General features: G+C 68.2%; 17 protein-coding genes and 1 pseudogene. 6 read left to right on the top strand and 12 right to left on the bottom strand.

Features of this window, described 5'->3' with window-relative positions; translation table 11 throughout:
• Positions 1 to 132: 132 nt before the first annotated feature.
• The 10 genes from ACFHW0_RS11205 to ACFHW0_RS11160 all read right to left on the bottom strand — a co-directional run bounded on the left by ACFHW0_RS11205 (position 133) and on the right by ACFHW0_RS11160 (position 10,429).
• The gene (locus ACFHW0_RS11205) at positions 133 to 900 is read right to left on the bottom strand and encodes a class I SAM-dependent methyltransferase (RefSeq protein ID WP_416607201.1); all 768 of its coding nucleotides are present in this window, start codon (positions 898 to 900) and stop codon (positions 133 to 135) included.
• A gap of 330 nt (positions 901 to 1,230) precedes the next feature.
• On the bottom strand, positions 1,231 to 1,491 hold the full coding sequence (locus ACFHW0_RS11200; RefSeq protein ID WP_416607200.1) for a hypothetical protein: 261 nt from the start codon (positions 1,489 to 1,491) through the stop codon (positions 1,231 to 1,233).
• Positions 1,488 to 3,032: an ATP-binding cassette domain-containing protein gene (locus tag ACFHW0_RS11195; RefSeq protein WP_416607199.1), complete on the bottom strand. Its 1,545-nt coding sequence runs from the start codon at positions 3,030 to 3,032 to the stop codon at positions 1,488 to 1,490. Before ACFHW0_RS11195 ends, ACFHW0_RS11200 begins: the two co-directional genes overlap by 4 nt.
• The gene (locus ACFHW0_RS11190; RefSeq protein ID WP_416607198.1) at positions 3,029 to 3,952 is read right to left on the bottom strand and encodes a branched-chain amino acid ABC transporter permease; all 924 of its coding nucleotides are present in this window, start codon (positions 3,950 to 3,952) and stop codon (positions 3,029 to 3,031) included. Before ACFHW0_RS11190 ends, ACFHW0_RS11195 begins: the two co-directional genes overlap by 4 nt.
• A 92-nt stretch (positions 3,953 to 4,044) precedes the next feature.
• Positions 4,045 to 4,923, bottom strand: coding sequence for a branched-chain amino acid ABC transporter permease (locus tag ACFHW0_RS11185; protein WP_416607197.1), 879 nt, complete (start codon positions 4,921 to 4,923; stop codon positions 4,045 to 4,047).
• 32 nt (positions 4,924 to 4,955) lie between these two features.
• Positions 4,956 to 5,780, bottom strand: a complete 825-nt coding sequence (locus ACFHW0_RS11180) for a class I SAM-dependent methyltransferase (protein WP_416607196.1) — start codon at positions 5,778 to 5,780, stop codon at positions 4,956 to 4,958.
• A gap of 14 nt (positions 5,781 to 5,794) precedes the next feature.
• Positions 5,795 to 7,003, bottom strand: a complete 1,209-nt coding sequence (locus ACFHW0_RS11175) for an ABC transporter substrate-binding protein (RefSeq protein WP_416607195.1) — start codon at positions 7,001 to 7,003, stop codon at positions 5,795 to 5,797.
• Positions 7,000 to 7,578, bottom strand: a complete 579-nt coding sequence (locus tag ACFHW0_RS11170; RefSeq protein WP_416607194.1) for a GTP-binding protein — start codon at positions 7,576 to 7,578, stop codon at positions 7,000 to 7,002. The genes ACFHW0_RS11175 and ACFHW0_RS11170 overlap by 4 nt, the downstream gene beginning before the upstream one ends.
• 59 nt (positions 7,579 to 7,637) lie before the next feature.
• Positions 7,638 to 8,039, bottom strand: a complete 402-nt coding sequence (locus ACFHW0_RS11165) for a roadblock/LC7 domain-containing protein (RefSeq protein WP_416607193.1) — start codon at positions 8,037 to 8,039, stop codon at positions 7,638 to 7,640.
• The gene (locus ACFHW0_RS11160; RefSeq protein ID WP_416607192.1) at positions 8,036 to 10,429 is read right to left on the bottom strand and encodes a nitrate- and nitrite sensing domain-containing protein; all 2,394 of its coding nucleotides are present in this window, start codon (positions 10,427 to 10,429) and stop codon (positions 8,036 to 8,038) included. The genes ACFHW0_RS11165 and ACFHW0_RS11160 overlap by 4 nt, the downstream gene beginning before the upstream one ends.
• A 488-nt stretch (positions 10,430 to 10,917) precedes the next feature.
• Here ACFHW0_RS11160 and ACFHW0_RS11155 point away from each other — a divergent pair, with 488 nt between their 5' ends.
• The 5 genes from ACFHW0_RS11155 to ACFHW0_RS11135 all read left to right on the top strand — a co-directional run bounded on the left by ACFHW0_RS11155 (position 10,918) and on the right by ACFHW0_RS11135 (position 15,263).
• The gene (locus ACFHW0_RS11155) at positions 10,918 to 11,805 is read left to right on the top strand and encodes a helix-turn-helix domain-containing protein (protein ID WP_416607191.1); all 888 of its coding nucleotides are present in this window, start codon (positions 10,918 to 10,920) and stop codon (positions 11,803 to 11,805) included.
• The gene (locus ACFHW0_RS11150; protein ID WP_416607190.1) at positions 11,802 to 12,002 is read left to right on the top strand and encodes a DUF397 domain-containing protein; all 201 of its coding nucleotides are present in this window, start codon (positions 11,802 to 11,804) and stop codon (positions 12,000 to 12,002) included. The genes ACFHW0_RS11155 and ACFHW0_RS11150 overlap by 4 nt, the downstream gene beginning before the upstream one ends.
• Before the next feature lie 194 nt (positions 12,003 to 12,196).
• Entirely contained in the window at positions 12,197 to 13,666 is a 1,470-nt protein-coding gene (locus ACFHW0_RS11145; RefSeq protein WP_416607189.1) for an XRE family transcriptional regulator, read from the top strand.
• A gap of 93 nt (positions 13,667 to 13,759) precedes the next feature.
• Positions 13,760 to 14,812, top strand: coding sequence for an asparaginase (locus ACFHW0_RS11140; protein WP_416607188.1), 1,053 nt, complete (start codon positions 13,760 to 13,762; stop codon positions 14,810 to 14,812).
• Positions 14,805 to 15,263, top strand: coding sequence for a PPC domain-containing DNA-binding protein (locus tag ACFHW0_RS11135; RefSeq protein WP_416607187.1), 459 nt, complete (start codon positions 14,805 to 14,807; stop codon positions 15,261 to 15,263). The genes ACFHW0_RS11140 and ACFHW0_RS11135 overlap by 8 nt, the downstream gene beginning before the upstream one ends.
• A 42-nt stretch (positions 15,264 to 15,305) precedes the next feature.
• Here ACFHW0_RS11135 and ACFHW0_RS11130 read toward each other — a convergent pair.
• Positions 15,306 to 16,046, bottom strand: a pseudogene (locus ACFHW0_RS11130) (transposase family protein).
• Positions 16,047 to 16,173: 127 nt separating this feature from the next.
• The gene (locus ACFHW0_RS11125) at positions 16,174 to 17,508 is read right to left on the bottom strand and encodes a hypothetical protein (protein WP_416607186.1); all 1,335 of its coding nucleotides are present in this window, start codon (positions 17,506 to 17,508) and stop codon (positions 16,174 to 16,176) included.
• Between the two features lie 297 nt (positions 17,509 to 17,805).
• On the opposite strand from ACFHW0_RS11125, the gene ACFHW0_RS11120 reads away from it, so the two are divergent.
• Entirely contained in the window at positions 17,806 to 18,984 is a 1,179-nt protein-coding gene (locus tag ACFHW0_RS11120; RefSeq protein ID WP_416607185.1) for an IS110 family transposase, read from the top strand.
• The last annotated feature ends 327 nt before the right edge of the window (positions 18,985 to 19,311 follow it).

Here is a 19,311-nt window from a genome sequence, read left to right as displayed (position 1 = left end):
CCCGAAGGGACGCGCGATCAGGAGACCGCCCGGCCATCCACACACGATGGGGTTCGGTGTCTGCAAGATCATCTGTACCGGGCCCCGCGCTTCAGGGCGTACGTCGACACCGGGAGGAGCCGTGGTGATCGGTCAGCCCGCCTTGCGGGCGTGGACCGCCCTGCACTGGTAGGAGCCCAAGACCACGGCGGGGTCGGCCATGAGGTCCACGAAGTGGTCGAGGTCGGCGTCGGTGACATCAGGTGAGATCAGGAAAGGACGAAGACCCTCGACCACGGTCGCGAGGAGCTCACAACCGGGGCCACCACCGGTCCAGGTTTCGGTGCAGGTGTGGGTGCAGACCTGGACCATGCCGGCACCGAGGAGCCGATTGTCGATGCCGGCCGTCCACGTGGCGCCGCCGTCGGCTCCGGCGATGGCGTGGTAAAGCCCACGCGTGACAGTGTGGATCAGCCGGGTGTCGTCCGCGGTGGCCCTGAAGATGCGTGGCGTAGCGCTGGTGACATCGGCGAGGATGAGCCAGCCACCGGGACGCAGCCGGTTGATCAGCTGCTCCAACACCTTGGTCGGGTAGCGCAACGGGCCGTGCAGCCAGCGGGCGACGACGAAGTCGAAACTGTCGGGCTCGCCGGGAAGAGCGTCTACGTCGAGGTCCCGGTGGTATACGTCGATGACGGAAGTTGGATCGAGATAGCTGATGTCCTTGTCGACCGCGGCGACCGTACCGAGTAGGCCGACGTCGCGGGCGAGGCGGGCGGTGATCTCGCCGGTGCCGGCCCCGATCTCCAGGACACGCTGCCCCGACCGGACGTGGAGCCGGTCCAGTGCCTTGCGGATCGTCGGGTCGAGCAGTTCGCGCAGCCGGGCCGGGTGCAGTCGGCTGCCGTGGGTGGTCGTCATCTCGGTCCTTTCGATATTCCGCGGGTAGCTGCCGTGGCGGGCCTGTCGGTGTGCGCACGGTCACCGCCGGGCTACGGGGGGCGGTCAGTTGGCGTGGCGGTCACAGGCCTGGGTCTCCCTGCCTCGGCGCCGACGCGAGGTAACGGGCGGCCCAGCGGGCGTACTCGCAGGGAAAGGGCTTGAGCTGCAGGTAGGCGGTGTGGCAGCCGTGGCACATGCCGTCGTCGTCGGTGTGGGCTGCCTGGACCGCGCGGGCGTCGTCGAGAGAATCGTGCGGGGGACCCGCGGGCCCCCGACGGCGGCTGTCGGCCTGACGGCCGGGTGTGGAACTCATGGCGGGCTGTGTGGCGGGGACGGGGGAGAGGGTTCGTCGTCGATCCAGGCGACGTCGGCGTTGTGGAGGCGCGCGACGCCGTCGGCGTTGCCGCAGAGGGTGACCAGGGTTCGCGGGCCGCCGTGCGGGTTGACGGCGAACGCGGAGCCGTCGGGCAGGGCCAGGCCCCAGCCCACGATCTGCGGTGGGCTGTCGTCGTCGGTGTAGGCGAGTAGCGCGAAGCGGCTCGGCATGTCCCCGGTCGGGTCGCTGCTCATGCGTCGGCTCCGACCCGGGTGACGCCGAGCAGGTCGTTGAGGCGCTGGTGAAGCGATCCGGTGAGATCGGCGGGGGTGGCAGTGAGGGCGATGTGGCCGTGTTCGAGCACGATCACGTAGTCGGCCAGGGGCAGGGCGAGAGCCAGGTTCTGCTCGGCGATCACGACTCCGACGCCGTGGGCGGCGATGGTGGTGATGGCGTCGCCGATCTGCTGCACGAGGGCGGGGGCGAGTCCTTCGGACGGTTCGTCGAGTAGTAGCGCCCGGGGACGGGCCAGCAGCGCGCGGGCGAGAGCGAGCATCTGCTGTTCACCGCCGGAGAGGCGGTCGGCGGGGTGGCGCAGGCGAGTGCCCAGCGCGGGCAGGAGAGCGAGGACGTCGTCGCGGCTCCACTGTCGGCCGACGTGGCGGTCTCTGATGGCGGTGGCAGCCGCGACGGTGAGGTGTTCGGCAACAGTCAGGCTGAACAGTCGGCGGCCTTGCGGCACGAGAGTCAGGCCGGCGCGGGCGATGCGGTGCGCGGCGGTGGGGAGCCTGCATCCGTCGAGCGTGACGCTGGTGGGCGGGGTGAGAGGCAGCAGCCCCGCCAGGGCGTTGAGCACGGTGGTCTTGCCGGCGCCGTTGCGGCCGAGCAGCGCCAGGACCTGCCCCTCGAAGACGTCGAAATCGATGCCGTGCACCGCTGTGGCGCCGTCATGGCCGGCGCGCAGGTTACGGACCTTCAGCAGCCGGCGCCGGTCACCGTTGAGCACAGGGGCGGGTACGGGTGCGGGGGTGGGGGTGGCCGGCGTGTTGGCGGTCGTCAGGTAGACGGCGCGTACGGCGGTGTCCGCGCGGATCTCGTAGGGGGTGCCGGTGGCGACGTGGGTGCCGTGCTGCAGGACGGTGACGGTGTCCGCGACGTCCCACACGAGGTCCAGGTGGTGATCGATCAGCAGGACCGTGACCTGCGATGGGAGGGCCCGGATGGTCTCGACGAGTTGTGCGACGTCGCCGGGGTCGAGGCCGGCGGAGGGCTCGTCGAGCAGCAGCAGCCGCGGTTGGGGCGCGAGTGCGACGGCCAGTTCAAGCCGTCGCCGCACCCCGTATGGCAGGGCTGCGGCGGGAGTGTCGGTGTAGGCGTCCAGCCCCGCCTCGTGCAGCACGGCGCGCGTCTGGTCGGTGTTCGTGCCGCGGCGGGTGCTGGCGGATCGGGCTGCGGGCGGGGTCCGGCGGCTGATGGCCAGGGCGACGTTCGCGGCGGCGGTGAGCCGCCCGAACACGGCGGGGTGCTGAAAGGTGCGGCCGACGCCGCGTCGCGCGCGGGCTGCGGGGCCGAGGCGGGTGACGTCGCGCCCGTCGAGCAGGATCCGCCCGCTGGTGGGGCGCACGCTGCCGGCGATGATCCCGAGCAGGGTGCTCTTGCCGGCTCCGTTGGGGCCGATGACCGCGTGTCGGGTGCCGGTGGGCAGGGTGATGGAGATGTCGTGCAGGGCGTGTAGGCCGCTGTAGCGGCGGCCCACCCCGTCGAGGTGCAGAAGCGCAGGTGCGGAGTCGTTCACGGCTGCCTTCCTTCGGGTGTGCGGCGCAGGCGTGTGGTGAGGTGGCGGGCGAGTGGCCGGCCGTAGGCGACGGTGAGGAACAGAACGCCGAGTAGCGCGGGCCCGTGACCGTCGGTGCCGGCGCCGAGGAGGTCCCGGGTGGTGACGACGGCGAGTGCGCCGAGGACAGCGCCGGTCATGCTGCCTGCGCCGATCGCGGCGGCCAGCAGTGTGAGCGCCGCGATCTCGAAGCCCAGGTCGGCGGGAGAGACGTACCGGTTGACCGCGACGAGCAGCGCGCCGCCCGCCGCGGCGAGCGTGCCGGCGGCGGTGTAGCCGGCGACGAGTTCAAGGGTGACCGGGTGGCCGAGAGCTGCCATGCGGGGCTCGTGGTCGGCGCAGCCCCGCAGAACCAGGGCGAGGCGGGAACGCATCAGGACGGCCACGGCGGCGGTCAGCAGGAGGAAGCAGCCCAGGGTGTACCAGTAGACGTGCCCGACGCCGATCAATGGTGCCGTTGCGGGCCAGGCGGTGACCGGTGGGGTGTGCAGCCCTTCGTCGCCGCCGGTGACGGTCGTCCACTGCGCGGCGATGGTCGCGGCGAGGCTCTGCACCGCGAAGGTCGCCATCAGAAACGCGGTGGCGCGGGTACGTAGCACCAGCGGCGCCGTCGCGGCGGCAGTGAGCGCGCCGACGGCGGCTGCGGCGGCGAGCTGCACCGGGCCGGCGGTGACACCTGCCTGGGCGAGCAGGGCCGCAGTGTAGGCGCCGACGCCGAAGTAGGCGGCCTGGCCGAAGGACGGCAGGCCGGCGACACCGACAAGTAGTTGGGTGCTCATGGCCAGCACCGCGAAGACCAGCGCGGTACTGGCCAGCGAAACGGTGTAGGCGTCGGTGATGGCGGGCAGCAGCAGCGCGATGAGCGCTACGCATCCGGCCATGCCTGCCCGGACCGCCCGCTGCGGACGGCCGGGCGGTGGTGATGCCGCCGGGCGTGGTGGCGCGGCTGCGGTCCCGCTTACGGTGGCGGTGCTCATGCTGGCCTCACCGCCGCCGGGGCACCCGCCTGGCCTCGGACGACGAGGATGACGAACAGGGCGCCGAAGAGAGCGAAGGGCGCGAGGGAGGGCGCGGCGAGCACGCCGAGGGTCTGGACCTGCCCGACCAGCAGGGCTGCGGCGAGGGTTGCGGGGATCGAACCGGCGCCGCCGAGTACGACGACGATCAGTGACAGCACCAGGACCGTGGTGTCGACTCCTGGGGCAGGGCCGAGCAGCGGCGCGCCGAGGACCCCGGCGGTGACGGCGAGCGTCGCGCCGACGGCGAGGGCGGCGATGCGGACCCGGGCGGTGTTGATGCCGGTGGCGGCGGCCATAGCGGGATCGGAGACGGTGGCACGCAGCATCACCCCTGCGGTGGTCTGCCACACGACCCGGTGCAGTGCGACCGCGACGGCGGCGGCGACAGCGATGAACACCAGCCGGTAGGTCGGGTAGCCGTGCCCAGCGATGTCGAGGCGGCCCGCCAGGACCATAGGCGGGTCGGCGGGCAGCGGGGTCGCACCGAACACGGTGGTGAAGACGTCCGCGGCCAGGAACGCGATGCCGAGGGTGGCGAGGCCTTGATCGAGGTGACCGCGTCCGGCCAGGGGACGCAGCGCGGCAGCCAGGGCGGCGCCGCCGAGAGTACCGGTGGCCACGCCGACGGCCAGAGCGGTGAGCAGGCCGAGCAGGCTGCCGTCGGTGAACAGGTAGGTGAGATAGGCGCCGAGGAGGTAGAGCGTGCCGTGGGCCATGTTGAGCACGTCCATGACGCCGAAGACCAGCGCCAGGCCGGCGGCGACCACGAACAGCAGCAGCCCGAAGGCCACCCCGTCCAACGCGGTCACCGCGAACGTCGCTACCTGTCCCACGGCACGCTCCCCTTCCTCCTCGCGGGTCCTGGTCAGTCCTCGGCCCGGCGGCCGACGGTGGTGACCATCGGGTAGGACCACGAGAGGGTGTCCGGGTCGTCCATCCCGTCGCGCAGCGTCTCCATCTGCGCCGGGCTCACGCCGCGCGCGAGCAGCGCCGTCTGAAGCTGGCGACTGTTGCTGGCGTGCAGCAGGCAGCCCGGTTCCCCACCGGCCCACAGCCGGTTGTGGACCTCGGCCTCGACGTCGATGAGCCCGGCGTCGCGCATCGCTACCGGCACGCGGCGCGCCCAGTTGGCCGACGCGCCGTTGTCGGCGGCCAGGCCGACCAGGGCGTTCTGGAACGCCAGGAACGCCTCGGCGAGGTCGGCCGGGCCGCGCAGCAGCATCTCGTCGAGGTGGGTGCAGTCCCACTCGGAGATCACCAGCACCCCGCCGGGGTTGAGGGCGGCGGCGGCGCGGCGCAGAACCTGTTCCCGCTGACGAAGGTGCATCAGCAGCAGGCGGGCGTGCACGAGGTCATACGTCCGCTTGCCCAGGTCGATGGTGGTGACGTCGCCGGTGCGCACGTCGATCAGCTCGTGAGTCGCGACGTGCCGGGGGTCGGCGTCGAGGGCCACGACGCGTCCGGCGGGGCTGACCTGTCCGGCCAGCCAGGTAGCGATGCTGCCCGCGCCGGTGCCCAGGTCGAGGCAGTGCCAACCAGACTCCACCCCGGTACGGGCGAGCACGTCGGTGGAATGCGAGTCGAGGATCTCCGCGAGCAGGCGTACCTGGCGCCCAGCCTCGCTGGTGGTGTTGTCGAAGGTGTACCGGCCGTCGACGGTGTCGATGTCGGCCACGGGTGCGTCGGTCATGCGGAACTCCTGTTCTAGCTGCCGAGGGTGGTGAGGTTCTGCACGACGACGTTGGCCCGGGCCCGGCCGTCGTTCTGGACCTTGCGCAGGTACCAGGGCTGAATCGGGCTGTGGCTGGTGCCGAAGCGCCACTGCCCACGTGGGCTGTCGATCGCGCCGAGCTTCCCGATCGCCGCATTGATCGACTCGCTGGTCGGCTTGTCACCCGCGGCGGCGATCGCGGCGTCGAGCACGAGTGCGGCGTCGTAGCCGGTGACGTTGTACAGGTTCGGGGCCGTCTGATGCGCCTGCTGGTAGGCCGGGGCGAACGCCCGGTTGGCGGCGTTGTCGAGGTTCGCGGCGTAGTTGAGGACCGTCTGCACCCCGTCGGCGGCAGCGCCTTGGGCGGCCAGGACACTGCCCTCGGTGAGGAACCCCGCGCCGTAGAGGGGGATCCTGCCCTTGAGCCCGGCCTGCTCGTACTGCTTGACGAAGTCGACGGCCATCGTGCCGGCGTAGAAGCAGTAGACCGCCTTCGCGCCGTTGGAGGCGATCTTGTTCAGGTACGGCAGGAAGTTCGTGGTGCCCGGCCACGGTGTCCAGGCCGCCTTGCCGTCGTCGTTGGCGAGCTTCCCCCCGGCCTTGACGAAGGTGTCGACGAAGCCGCCGATCTGGTCGTAGCCGCCCTGGTAGTCCGGGCCGATGACGTAGACCGGCCCGTCCACCGTGGTACGGACGTGCTCGGCGATGGCCTGCCCGGTCTCCCGCGACAGCCACGAGGTGTGCCAGATGTAGGAGACGTCGGTCAGGGTGGACGGCCGGCCGCCGGTGCCCACGAACGGAATCTTCCGCTCGGTGACCATGGTCTTGATGGATTCCACGGCGTCGGCGCTGCCGGTTCCGGCGATGACCGTCACCTTGTCCTTGTCCAGCAGCTTGCGGGCGGCGTTGAGCGCGGACTGCTTCCCCTCGGCCTCGTCGGCGGTGACGACCTGCACCCGGTGGCCGCCGAGCTGGCCGTCGTGGGTGTCGAGGTAGAGCTGCCAGCCCTTGACCAGGTCATCACCGATGGCCTTGTACGGGCCGGACTGCGGCACCAGCAGACCGATGCGGATCGCGCCCGCGGCGGTGGAGTCGTCGAGGCTGGAGCCGGAGCATCCGGCCGCCGCGGCGAACATGGTCGCGGCGGCAGCGGTGGCGAGTAGACGGGTGACGGGTCGTCGGCGGATCACGGGGCTCCTCATCTGGGTTGGGGATGGTGATGGGCTTGGGCACACCGCAGGGTGATGGCGTACTCGACCAACGCGACGAGCGTCTGGCGGACCTGGGCGCGGTCGAGGGCGTCGCGGTGCAGCAACGGCACCGTGTCGGGCATATGGAGCGCCTGACGCAGCTCCGCCTCGGCGAAGCGGGGCGCCGCAGGGAAGGCGTTGATCGCCACCACGAACGGCACCTGCTGGGCGTCGAAGTAGTCGATGGCCGCGAAGCAGTCATCGAGGCGGCGGGTATCGGCCAGGACGACCGCGCCGATCGCGCCCCGGCACACCTCGTCCCACATGAACCAGAACCGGTCCTGTCCCGGAGTGCCGAACAGGTAGAGGATCAGCGTGTCGTCGATGGTGATCCGACCGAAGTCCATCGCGACGGTCGTCGTCGTCTTCCCGGGCACCGCGACGGTGTCGTCAACTCCCACGCTGGCAGCCGTCATGACCGCTTCCGTGCGCAGCGGCGTGATCTCGGAGATCGCCCCTACGAACGTGGTCTTCCCGGAACCGAAGCCACCCGCGACCACGATCTTCGCCGACGCGACACGGGGCATCTCGCCGGTGGGGCGTGCGCGCCGCCGGGGCACGGACCCAGGCCGCTGTCGAGAGGCCGTCATACCCGCTGCACAGCTCGCTGCTCGGGCGTCAGCGCCCCACCGGCCCGGTTGATCAGCATGGCCATCTCGTAGACGACCTGCCCCATGTCCGCCTCTTTGTCGGCAAGCGCGGTGAGCACCGAGCCGTCACCGATCGACATGACAGCCAACCGGCCGCTACCCATGTCCACGACGGTCTGTTCCACCGTGCCGGCCTCCATCAGCGACGCCATGCCGCTGGTCAAGCTGGCAAGTCCGGCAGTGAACGCCGCGAGCTGGTCGGCACGGTCCTTAGCCAAGCCGGTGCTGCGGGCCAACAGCAGGCCGTCGGTGGACACCGCGACGGCGTGCGCGACACCTGGCGTGGTGCGGAGCTGGTCGAGCAGGAAGTTCCAGTTCGGGCGCGCGGACCGAGTCATCGGTTGGACTCCTTCAATGTGTGGTGGGTGCGGCGCCCGGCCGCACCGAGCGCCCTGTCGATCGCGGTCATCTGCCGGCGCAGCGCCTCGGGATCACGTTGAGCCGGCACTGGTGCTCGCGCACCGGACACAACCGGCGGAATCACCCGTCGACCTGGACGGCGTACCGGTAGCCCGTGCGAGGTAGTTTCGGCCGCTGGATCAGCCGCCGCCGACGCCGCCTCGGCGGCAGCCTTCCAGCGAGCCGGCATCGCGGGACCACCTTGCGCCGCAGCGCCGCCAGGCGCGGAGGTGAACCACGAGTGGCGCGGGTCGGCTCGCACTTCGTTGAAAGTCGCCAGCGGTGGTGGCGGCCCGACCGGCGCGGACGCGGGTACGGGCGTCGCGGGCAGTGCCCGCACGGCGGGCGGCCATGCCGGTGGAGGGCCCTCCGCCCGCGGTCCAGGGCGGGTATGAACCGCGGGTAGCTCACGGGTCAGCTCGTCGGCCAGTGCCCGCGGCGGTGTTGCCGGCCAGCCGGTCTGCGCGACCGTGAACTGGTGCGAGGCGACAGTGACATCTACGCGGGTGCCCTCGCCGAAGTCCGAGCGGATCTGGACCGTGATGCCGAGGCGGTCGGCGATCCGCCCGACCACGGGCAGGCCCATCTGTTGGGTGGTCGCCCGGTCCATACGGTGGGGGTGCGCGAGCCGGTCGAGGACCGCCCTCAGCTCCGTTTCCCGCATCCCGATGCCGTAGTCGCGGACCTGGAGATGCAGCAGATCCCCGACTCGGCTGCCTTCCACCATCACAGGGGTGTCAGGGGCAGAGAACCTGGTAGCGTTGTCGATCAACTCGGCCAGCAGGTGCATTAGTTCTTCCGCCACATCCCGGCCGACCAGGACGGCACCGTCGATGACTCCGAGCTCCACACGCTTGTAGTCGTCGACCTCGCTGCCGGCGGCGCGCAGCAGATCCGGCAGTGGCACCGGTTCGGGCGTCGGGCGGCTCGCACGTCCTCCTGCCAGCACCTGCAGATTGGCCGTCATCCGGCGGATCAAGGTGGCGACATGGTCGAGATCGAACAGCTTCTCCAGGCGGTCCGGGTCTTCCTCGTCGCGCTCCAACGCGTCCAGGTTGACCATCATCCGGTCAGCACGTGACTGCAGCCGACGCGACAGCGACAGGAAGATGCCCGACACGGTGGCACGCAGCGCCGCCTGCTCACCAGCGATCCGCACCGCAGCCAACGAGACCCGGTTGAAGGCGTCAGCGACCTGCCCCACCTCATCGCGCCCGTCCACCGCGATCGGCTCGGCCGCCTGCGCCATCAGCCCGTCGATCGTCGCCTGCTCGGGATGATCGCCACCGAGTTGAGCGACCATCCGCGGCAACCGATCCGCCGCGACCGCATGCGCCCCAGCGCGCAGGCGCTGCAACGAACCCGTCATCGACCAGGTCACCCACCAGCCCACCGCCACCATCACGGCCAGGCACGCCACCACTGTCACCGACAGCAACACGATCGTGCGCCGCTGCTCATCACGGCGCTGTGTCACCGCCGCCAGCAGCTCCGCGTCCAGCTCCTGCTCGGCCGCATGCAGCAGATCCATCCGGGTACCTACGGCCGTCGCCCACCTGGAGGCGCTGACACCCAGCCGCAGGGAGGTCCCCGGCGTCGCGCGCGCCACCACGCCCAGCAACCGCTCAGCCTCAAGCACGTTCCTGCCGCTCAGCTGGGCGTTGACCCGGGCCTGCCACCGCACCGGCGCAAGCGCGCGAAATGCCTGCATCGCTTCGGTGAAACCGACATCCGCGCCAACGATCTCCTGCTGCCCCGCCGGCGTCAGCCGCCCCGAACCGATCGAGCGCACCACAGCGACCTGCATCAACCCCAGCGACTCGACCGCCTGCGACAGCGAAGCGGTGGCCCGCAGATCGTTGCCCGTCTCCGCGTCAACACCCACCTGCGACAACCCCTGCCGGTAGGCCAACAGGTCAGCCACCACCGCCCGATACCTGAAAACCACCAAACTGCTCGTCGCATCCGGCCCCGCCTGCACCTGCTGACGCAACGGCCCCAAGTTCGCCAACTGCTCCCCGGCGCGTCGCAGAGGCCCCTGCAGAACCTGGGGCACCCTTACACGGCGCCGCGCCTCGTCGAACTGCGTGACCACACCGTCCGTCAGGGCGATCTGCCGGCGATAACTCTCGGCGGCGACCGCGTTACCACCGCGTGCGAGGACCAGGGCAGCAGCCGTCCGTTCACGCTGCAGATGCGCGGCCAGCCGGCCCGCCGTCCCACCCAGCACAACGAGCTGCCGCGACTGCTCCGCCTGCGAGGCAGCCGACGCAGCACCCGCGCCCAGAACCCCAGTCAAGGCAACAGTCGCCATCAACGGCAGCGCCAACAGCAGAGCCAGCTTGGTACGGATCCGCCTGTCCTGCAGCCGCCACCGAGGCAAACAAGAGGTTAATGGCGTCTGGGAGGCTGAACGCCTCACAACTCCTCCTTTAGTATGGAGCAGGAAATGGCATTGATATGCGTCCCGCGCCCATGCCGATGCGGCAACCTGCAGGCCATCGCCCCGAAGCGAGGCTCGGTCCGGGCACTCGGTACGCGTACTGGCTTGTGTCGACCAGTCGAGGCGTCAGCCCGTCGACGGTTGACCGGTTGACCGGTTGAGAGTTAACGATCACGGATCCGCACACGGCTGGGAATACCGACCTTCGGTCCGACCTCACATACCGACTTGCGGTCCGATCATCATCTGACCTGCGCAAACAGCGACAGACCATCAGGCGCATCAAGGTGATTCACAGAATGGGTCGGGTTACAGTGGCCTCACCTGACCGACTAAACCGTCGACCGGGCATGAGTGGTCCCTGGAGGCTGCCGGTGAACCGTCCCAGTCCGTACGTCCGCCGGCAATGGCTCGGACGCGAAATCCGCCGCCTGCGCGAGGAGCATGGCGTGACCGGCGAGTCAATCGCCCGTGCCCTTGGATTTCCACGCCAACAGATCAGCGCCTTGGAGAACGGGCACCTCGGTCCCGACATCGACCTCGTCAGCGGAATCTGTGACTATCTTTCGGTCGGCGCGAATCGACGGACCGCAATCATGGACGCGGCGGCCGACGGCTGGACTCGTGGATGGTGGGCGGCCGATGCCGAACAAATGGGCATCCGGCAGGCCATTTACGCCGACTTGGAAAGCGGCACCAAGACCATCACCGAGTACGCCATTTCACTGATCCCCGGCTTACTCCAGACGCCCGCGTTCGCCGACGCACGGCTACGCAGCGATCCCGCACGCCACGGCGACAGGTTCGATCCTGCCGCCGCAGTCGCCGCCCGCGCTCGTCGCCAAAGCCTCGTCCTCGCCGCCGACGGCCCGCACTACACCGCCGTCATCGACGAGACCGCGGTCCGGCGCTGCGCCGCCGACCCCGTCGTCGTAGCCGATCAACTTCGCCACGTCGCCGCGGTATGCGCCGCCTACCCGTCCGTATCCGTTCAGGTCCTACCTGTCGGCGCATCGATCAGAGGGCACAGCGCTCCTCGGTCCGCCTACTCGATATACCGCTACCGCGACCGGCAAAGTTCACACGCCGCTGCGGTGGACACTCTCACCAAAGACCTGGTCCATACCGACCCCGGCGAAGTCGCCCCGTACCTGAGCCTGCACAGCAGACTTAAGTCCGCCGCGCTGCCACCCGATGCGAGTATCCGCCTCCTCCGCTGCGCGGCGGACCAACTGGCACCCACCGAAGGAGTCCCGGCATGAGCACGACACAGTACGCCTGGCGCAGGTCCAGCCGCAGCGACGACGGCAACTGCGTCGAGGTCGCCGTCGACGACGCGGTGTTGATTCGCGACTCGAAGAACCCCGACGGCCCGGTGCTCCGATTCGCTCCGCGTCGGTGGCGATCCTTCATTTCGGCCATTCGAGCCAGCGAATCCGTACTGGACGCGCCCGATTGAGCAAAGGACGATGGCGATAGTCCCGCGTCGAATGTACGATCCGTTGGCGAAGAGCGGACAGTCTGTGAGAAGCATTCGCCGTGCGTGCCTCAGGAGGTGCTGTGCCTCGTCATCCGGAAACGGAGACCGTGCCGAACACATCCCTCACCGAGGCGCGAGAGCGCCGGCCGTCACCTCGGCGTCAGAGGCAGCGCATGTCCCGCAGCGAGTTGGCCGACGCGGTCAACGCTGCCTTACACCATCTCTACCCGACCAGGGATCTCGCCGCGCACTACGTTGACCACCGTTGGGTGGGCAAGCTCGAACGTGGCGAACATCGCTGGCCAAGTCGCGAACGCCGCGCCGCTCTCCGGCATGTTCTCGAAGTCGCCAGCGACATCAGCATCGGTCTCTACAATCCACGGCGCACCAACAGCGGGCAGGCCGTCTCCTCTACCGTCCAGAGTCCGCTTGCCCGACTCGGTCCACACGCAGACCCGTCTCCCGCCACAGACTTGCTGCAACTCGCGGCCCCCACGGCAGCACTCGGACTACTCAACGATGATCGAGCGTGGCGCCAAGCGGTGATGGCGCCCCCAGGCGAGCACTTCGCTGGGGCAACGATTGATGTCGAGTTGTATCCGGCGGTCGACGACGGTCGCATTCTCGCCACGATCGCGGATTCTCCGACGGACCATCGCTGGCACCGGTCCGCCCAGCGGCGGCTCATACTCGGACACGTCGACACACCGGACCACGTCAGTGTCTTCGCATTGGACTCCCAGCGGGCGCACCGGCACCTGGTCGCAGCCGATCGTGACGCCCGGCTGCTCATTCCTCGCGCGTACCAGCTCGATGCGTTCACCGCCGGAGTCCTATGGGCGGTGACGAATCTCGACCTGTCGCTGCTGCTGGACGACGCCCGTTTGGACGCCGCTCAGGCCGCGGCATCACCGTATCGGGACATGGCCAGATCTGCCGCCAGCCAGGACATCGCCGACGACTTGGACTCGGTGTCACGGCTGTGGATCGGATCGGCGTTCTGCGCCGACCACATCCGCCGCCACTACGATCTCCTGTCCGACGTCCCCGTCTACTGGACCCGGGAGCAGCGCGGCGAGGAGGCCAGCACCTGGCTGCTGTTCCGACATAAGCTGCGCTACCTACGCGAGACCGCCGAGCGGTTCCGCAGCACCTCCCAGCCGATGACCAGGATGTTCTGTCTTCCCTCGCTTGCCGTGGCCGCCTCGTCAACATCTGAACGGATCCTGCTCCTGATGGCCCTGGCCTTGATGGAGTCCCTCGGGATCCATACTGCGGTCACCGACGACCCGGAGTACCTCGCACTGCCCGGCTTCGTCATGGACAAGCATCGCGCGATCATGGCCACCTGGATCCGTGCCGACGATGTCTGGCATGTCGATGTCACCGACCACGCCCACACCATCGCCGCGTACCGCGATGCTGTCGGCAACGTCCAGGCCCACTCGGTGATCGCCGACGACACGCCCGGCGGCCGGCTACGGCACTTGGCCGACTACCTGAGCCTTGAGTGGCGCTGGCTGCAACGACGCTGCGCCGACCTCGGCCAGTACGGCTTCGCTGGCCTCGCCGAGCCCCGCAGCCGTCTGCTCTGCCTCGACGGCGTCGACCAAGCATGTCGCTTCATCGGCGCCCTGCCGTAATAGGCTCCTGCACACCACACACCTCACCAGGCCGCGCCGCGACTGCTGGAAGGAATTGTCGTGCCCTCGACCCCGACAACACTCCCGCCGCGAGTGGTGGTGTTCGGCCTCGGCGGAACGATCGCCATGACCAGCGCCGCAGACGAAGGCGTCCGTCCGACGCTGACCGCACACGACCTGGTCAACGCCGTCCCCGGACTGGCCTCCGCGGCAATCGGCATCGAAGTGGTGGACTTCCGCCGCCGCCCCGGAGCGTCCCTCACCTTCGCCGACATCACCGAACTCGCCAGCGCAGCGACCCACGTACTCGCCGAAGGCGCGACCGGAGTAGTCGTCACCCAAGGCACCGACACCATCGAGGAGACCGCGTACCTGCTCGACCTGCTCCACCAACGACCCGAACCTGTGATCGTCACCGGCGCGATGCGCAACCCCACCATGGCCGGCGCCGACGGACCCGCCAACCTCCTCGCCGCCATCCAGACCGCCGCCTCCCCGGCCGCCCGAGGCCAAGGCTGTTTCGTCGTTCTCGCTGACGAGATCCACGCCGCCCGCTGGGTCGCCAAAACTCACTCCACCAACGGCGCCACCTTCCGCTCGCCGGACACCGGCCCCATCGGTTACGTCATGGAAGGCACCGCAAGACTGCTAACCCGCGTCCCGTACCGGCTCACCATCCCCACCCCGAGCAAGCCCGAGCGCGCCCGCGTCGGCCTCTACACCGTCAGCCTCGACGACGACCCCACCTTCCTCGACGCCATCGGCCCACACTGCGACGGCCTCGTCATCGCCGGATTCGGCGCCGGCCACGTGCCCGAATCTCTCGTACCAACCCTCACCGGCCTCGCCGCCCGGATCCCCGTCGTACTCACCTCCCGCACCCCGGCTGGGCCGACACTCACCCGCACCTACGGCTTCCCCGGCTCCGAACGCGACCTCCTCACCCGCGGACTCATTCCCGCCGGCTGGCTACACCCACACAAAGCCCGCATCCTGCTCCGCGCGCTCCTCGTCGCCCACGCTCAGCCGCAAGACATCGCCCCAGCATTCGCCGTTGCAGGCAACCTCGATGAACCATCCTCGTGGCCCTGGCCAACACCGACCCTGACCGCTAATCGAACGGAGGCAACAGCCGCGCATGCGTAGCCACGACCTGACCCCAGGACGCATGATCGGTGTCGTCTTCGACCACGGCGACGACTTCTTCACCGCTCTCACCGACGCCTGCCACGCCCACAACATCAAGCAGGGCTACATCCCCATGTTCATCGCCGGCCTCTCCACAGCCAAGATCGTCGGCACCTGCCAGCGCCTCGACAACCCCGACGCACCTGTCTGGACGCACGTCGACCTCACCAACGTCGAAGCACTCGGCGGCGGCACCCTCGCCTGGGACGACGTTACCCAGAGGGTCCTCCCTCACATCCACATCACCGCCGGACTCAAGGAACACAGCGCCATCGCTCGCACCAGCCACCTGCTGGACGCAACCGTCCAATTCCTCACCGAAATGCTCATCATCGAGATCAGCTCACCGGTCATGCGCCGGCTACCGAACACCGACCTGTACGACGTACCGCAACTACACCTCGGCTAACGACCCGGACCCCGGCCCAGGGATGGATGTGTAGTTGCCACGTCACCCCGACATCGTGGTCGCTCGCCGTGAGCAGCAACGCAGCTTGGCCAGGACCTTCCAGGTCTTGAGCGTGGCGATCGCCCGTTCGCCGCGGGCGCGGATCTTCGCGTGGACGCGGTTCACGGCCTTCTGCCGGCGTGACAGCTTGGGCCGGAAGCGGTGCCGCTTGAACGGCGTGCTCACGCTCCCGCCGGCTCCCTGATAGCCCTCTGTCCGCGAAGGTCATCACATCAGCGCTGGCCAGCGCCTCGATGATGCCGTGGGTTCGGGCTGCGGTCAGGTCGTGGACTCAGCCGGACAGCGCCGTCGAAGCCCAGACGAGGCGGCCAGCCGCGTCGGCGATGACCTGCACGTTCACGCCGTGCCGCTTATGTTTTCCGGAGTAGTACGGTTTCTCATCGGCGACCCAGTCGATCGGGATCAGGGTGCCGTCCAGGATCACGTATGCCAGCTGGCGGATCCGATTCATGGCGGTGGTCAGGTCGTCGGCGGCCGACGCGAGCAGGGCTACCGCTTCCTGCACGTACCGCCATGCGGTACTCACGTTTCGACGGCGAACCCGGCAGCCAACCGGGTGTAGGTATCGCCGTTGCGCAGGTGAGCCAGAGCGAGCAGTGCCTGCCGTCCCGCGTCGAGGCGTCGCCACCTGGATCGACACTGGTTGCGGTGGTTGCGGATACGGTCAGCGAGGTGGTTCAGGGTCCGGCTGGACAACGAGATCGTGGACGGGTAAGACAGCACAGGCGAGGCTCCCGTGTTAGAGCATCGGATTTTGGTCGATTTGCTGTCTTGCCTGGAGTCTCGCCCTTATCGATCACGGGGCTACGCACACCGTCCCTGACCTAAAAATAAGTTTGAAAAAGGCTTACTATCTATCGTTCAGTGCCTGCACGTGACGAATAAAGGCATCTTGCGAGCTGCTGTTGCGGTTACCCGCGGCGGATGCTGCAACTTTTCCGATGCTGTTCAAAGCGCTGATGGCGAGCGCGGATATCGTCGATCCAGTTGCCGCACCCACAACACCCTGCACGACCATTTCTCGGACGCCACTGGCCCGCTCCGAAAGGAACGCGCTACGACCAAAGGAATGCCGCAGAAGCGCGGCTTCGTGGTTGACCTCGCGCTTGACTTGACGAAGCGTAGCCTGCGTGGGATTCAGCAAAGAGGGAATGCTTGCTGAATTTGCAACTCCAGCCCTCAATGCATGCCGCCATCTCTCGAACTCATCACCGTTGCGAATGCTTACAATTTCTCTTGTGGTCAAGGAGGCGAAACCCGGTATTTGCAGGTCTGCGACAGATCGGCCTACGAACATTTCGTCATCGGCCACCAGGTCGGGCTGAATCAAGCGATGAGTTGGCATCGCATTGCCCGGGCGAGATCCATAAATCCATTGGATCAGTTCGCGATCCCGCGCCTCCAGCAGGCGAACGTCGACACGACCATATAGCTTGCGCGCCCGCCAAAGCTCATGCACAAGATAAGACACTCGGTCCTGCGCTGCCGCTGCAGTGGGTCCGTGGCGCGCCAGCCACTCGCGGTCTTGAACGCCAAGTTCTTCGAAGTTGCAGCTTGGTGGAGCCTTCGGGCACTCATCATAGTCCCATTCCGGCCTGCAGAACTGGATACACCCCGCCTCAATCAACGGATAGACATAGCTCATGATGGTCGCATAGGCAACCAAGTCCGTGCGAAATTGACTCACCGGCGAATCCTCTATGCGCAAAAAGGTCGTCACAGGGTCGGCGGTTGCAATCGAATGCGCGTAAATAAGCTCGTGCTGCAGGCTTACGATCGCATCCTCGGCCGCTAGGTGCACCCTTTTAAGATCGTTGGGCGCATGTTCTGACCCCCATGGCCATAGGGCTCCCTCGCCTACGAACGGCCGAAGTTCGCCTTCTGTGCGAGGCGGTACGGGCATGTCCCGGTATCCGCCGATTGCGCCTCTAATTGCCTCGATCCGAGATGATGAAGCTGAGAGCAGGGCCTGGACGGTCTCCTCTGTTCTATCAACGCCTAGGCAGTCCTTGATCGTTTCTATCGCAACGACGTTGAACCCCATGAGCGCTCCTAGCCTGGCGGTGCAGTTGCCATCAGGATAGCGGTACTGACCAAACGCTATTTGATCTTTGATCTCCACCTGGCATTCCCGGCAGATGTCCCGGCGATGCAGAAAACAAGGATTCAACATTGCGCTGCGCACGACCAACATGTTCGACTCAGGCGCCCTGACGCCTGCACGACGCGGCATGATTGTGTGCACTCACATCGGCTACTTGTTTCATTGACCTGCGACCGTGGCCCGGCCAGGCTTCGGTCGAGGCGCCCGGGCTGTCGCTCTCATTTCGGCTGCCCACGCTGGTCGTGTGGCTCTCATTTGGCCTGCGCGGCCCGGGCGTCGCCCCAGGGCAGGGAGAGGCTCAAGAGGGGTTTGTTCAGCTCGAAGTAGCGTTGCCCTCCCGGCTCGACAACCCAGGTGAATCGAGCGACGGAGGACGCGTTGACTGTCACAGCAGACCGTGTGGTCATCGGGATGGACCCGCACAAACGCTCCGCCACGATCGAGATCATGGCCGGCGACGAGACCGTGATCGGCGGCGGCCGGTTCGACACCGACCGCGACGGCTACACGGCGATGAGGAAGTACGCCGGCCAATGGCCGCGCCGGGTCTGGGCGATCGAGGGCTGCCAGGGCATCGGCCGGCACATCGCCAACCGGCTACTCGCCGACGGCGAGCAGGTCGTCGACGTCCCGCCGAAGCTGTCCGCCAGGGCACGGGTGTTCGCCACCGGCCAGGGCCGCAAGACCGACGCCACCGACGCCCACTCCATCGCGCTGGTCGGCACCCGCATGGCCGGGCTGCGGCCAGTGGTCAACGATGAGCAGCTCGCCTTGCTGCGGATCCTGGTCGACCGGCGCCGCTCCCTCGGCGAGGACCACACCCGGATGGTGTCCCAGCTGCACCAACTACTCCTCGAACTCATCCCGGGTGGCGCGAAGAAGAGTCTGTCCGCCGCCCAGGCCAAGGCACTACTGGCCACGGTCCGGCCCCGTGACACGGTCGGCAAGACCCGGCGCCGGGTTGCCGCGGAACTGATCGGTGACCTCGAACGCGTATACCGACGGTCCAAGGAAGCCGACAAGGAACTGAAAGAGCTCGTGGCTTCCACCGGAACCACGCTGATGGACCTGCACGGCATCGGACCCTCCGGCGCCGCCCGGCTGCTGGTCGAGGTCAGCGACATCACCCGGTTCCCGAACCGGGCCCACTTTGCCTCCTGGAACGGCACCGCCCCCATCGACGCGTCCTCCGGCGAGCAGGTACGACACCGGCTCTCCCGAGCCGGAAACCGGCAGATCAACCGGGTGCTGCACATCATGGCCACCGTCCAGCTACGCAACCCCACCGAAGGCCGCACCTACTTCGACCGGAAGAAAGCCGCCGGCAAGACATCGATGGAAGCGATGCGCGCGCTGAAACGACGCCTGTCCGACATCGTCTACCGACAGATGACCGACGACGCCACGATGGCCACGGCGACGGGCCCGGGAGGACAACGGGAGACGACTACTGACTCCAGCGTGACCAGCTCACATCCCCATGCCGGCTCTTCAGAGAAGTCACTTCCCGGACCCGCCACACCCCAGCCTAGAACAACCCTCGCCGCGACCTCTTGACACAGAGGGGAGCCATGACCGGGCACTGGAGACAGCCCCTCACATGTCACGCACTGTTGCCCGGTCGGACGCGGCAGATCAGGGCACGCCGAACTCACGGGGCGAGGGGCCTGGTTGGTCGTCGAACTCGCGGTACCAGATCCGTTCCCAGCGGCCGTCCGCCGGGGAGGCATGCCAACGCCGGGGCGGGACCGTTCGGATGGACGCCATAGGTCGGGCATGCGTGGCCCCGGGCTGCGCCGTTCGTCGCCGCATGTGAGGGCAGTGTATGTCGGAGCTGATTCCGGCAGCGTAGCGATCGAGGGTCGCCTTGACGACCGTGGCGAG

Source organism: Micromonospora sp. LOL_025, from assembly GCF_048060285.1.
GTDB lineage: Bacteria > Actinomycetota > Actinomycetes > Mycobacteriales > Micromonosporaceae > Micromonospora.
The sequence above is the reverse complement of the archived record's forward strand: the minus strand, read 5'-3'. Positions and strand labels throughout refer to the sequence as shown.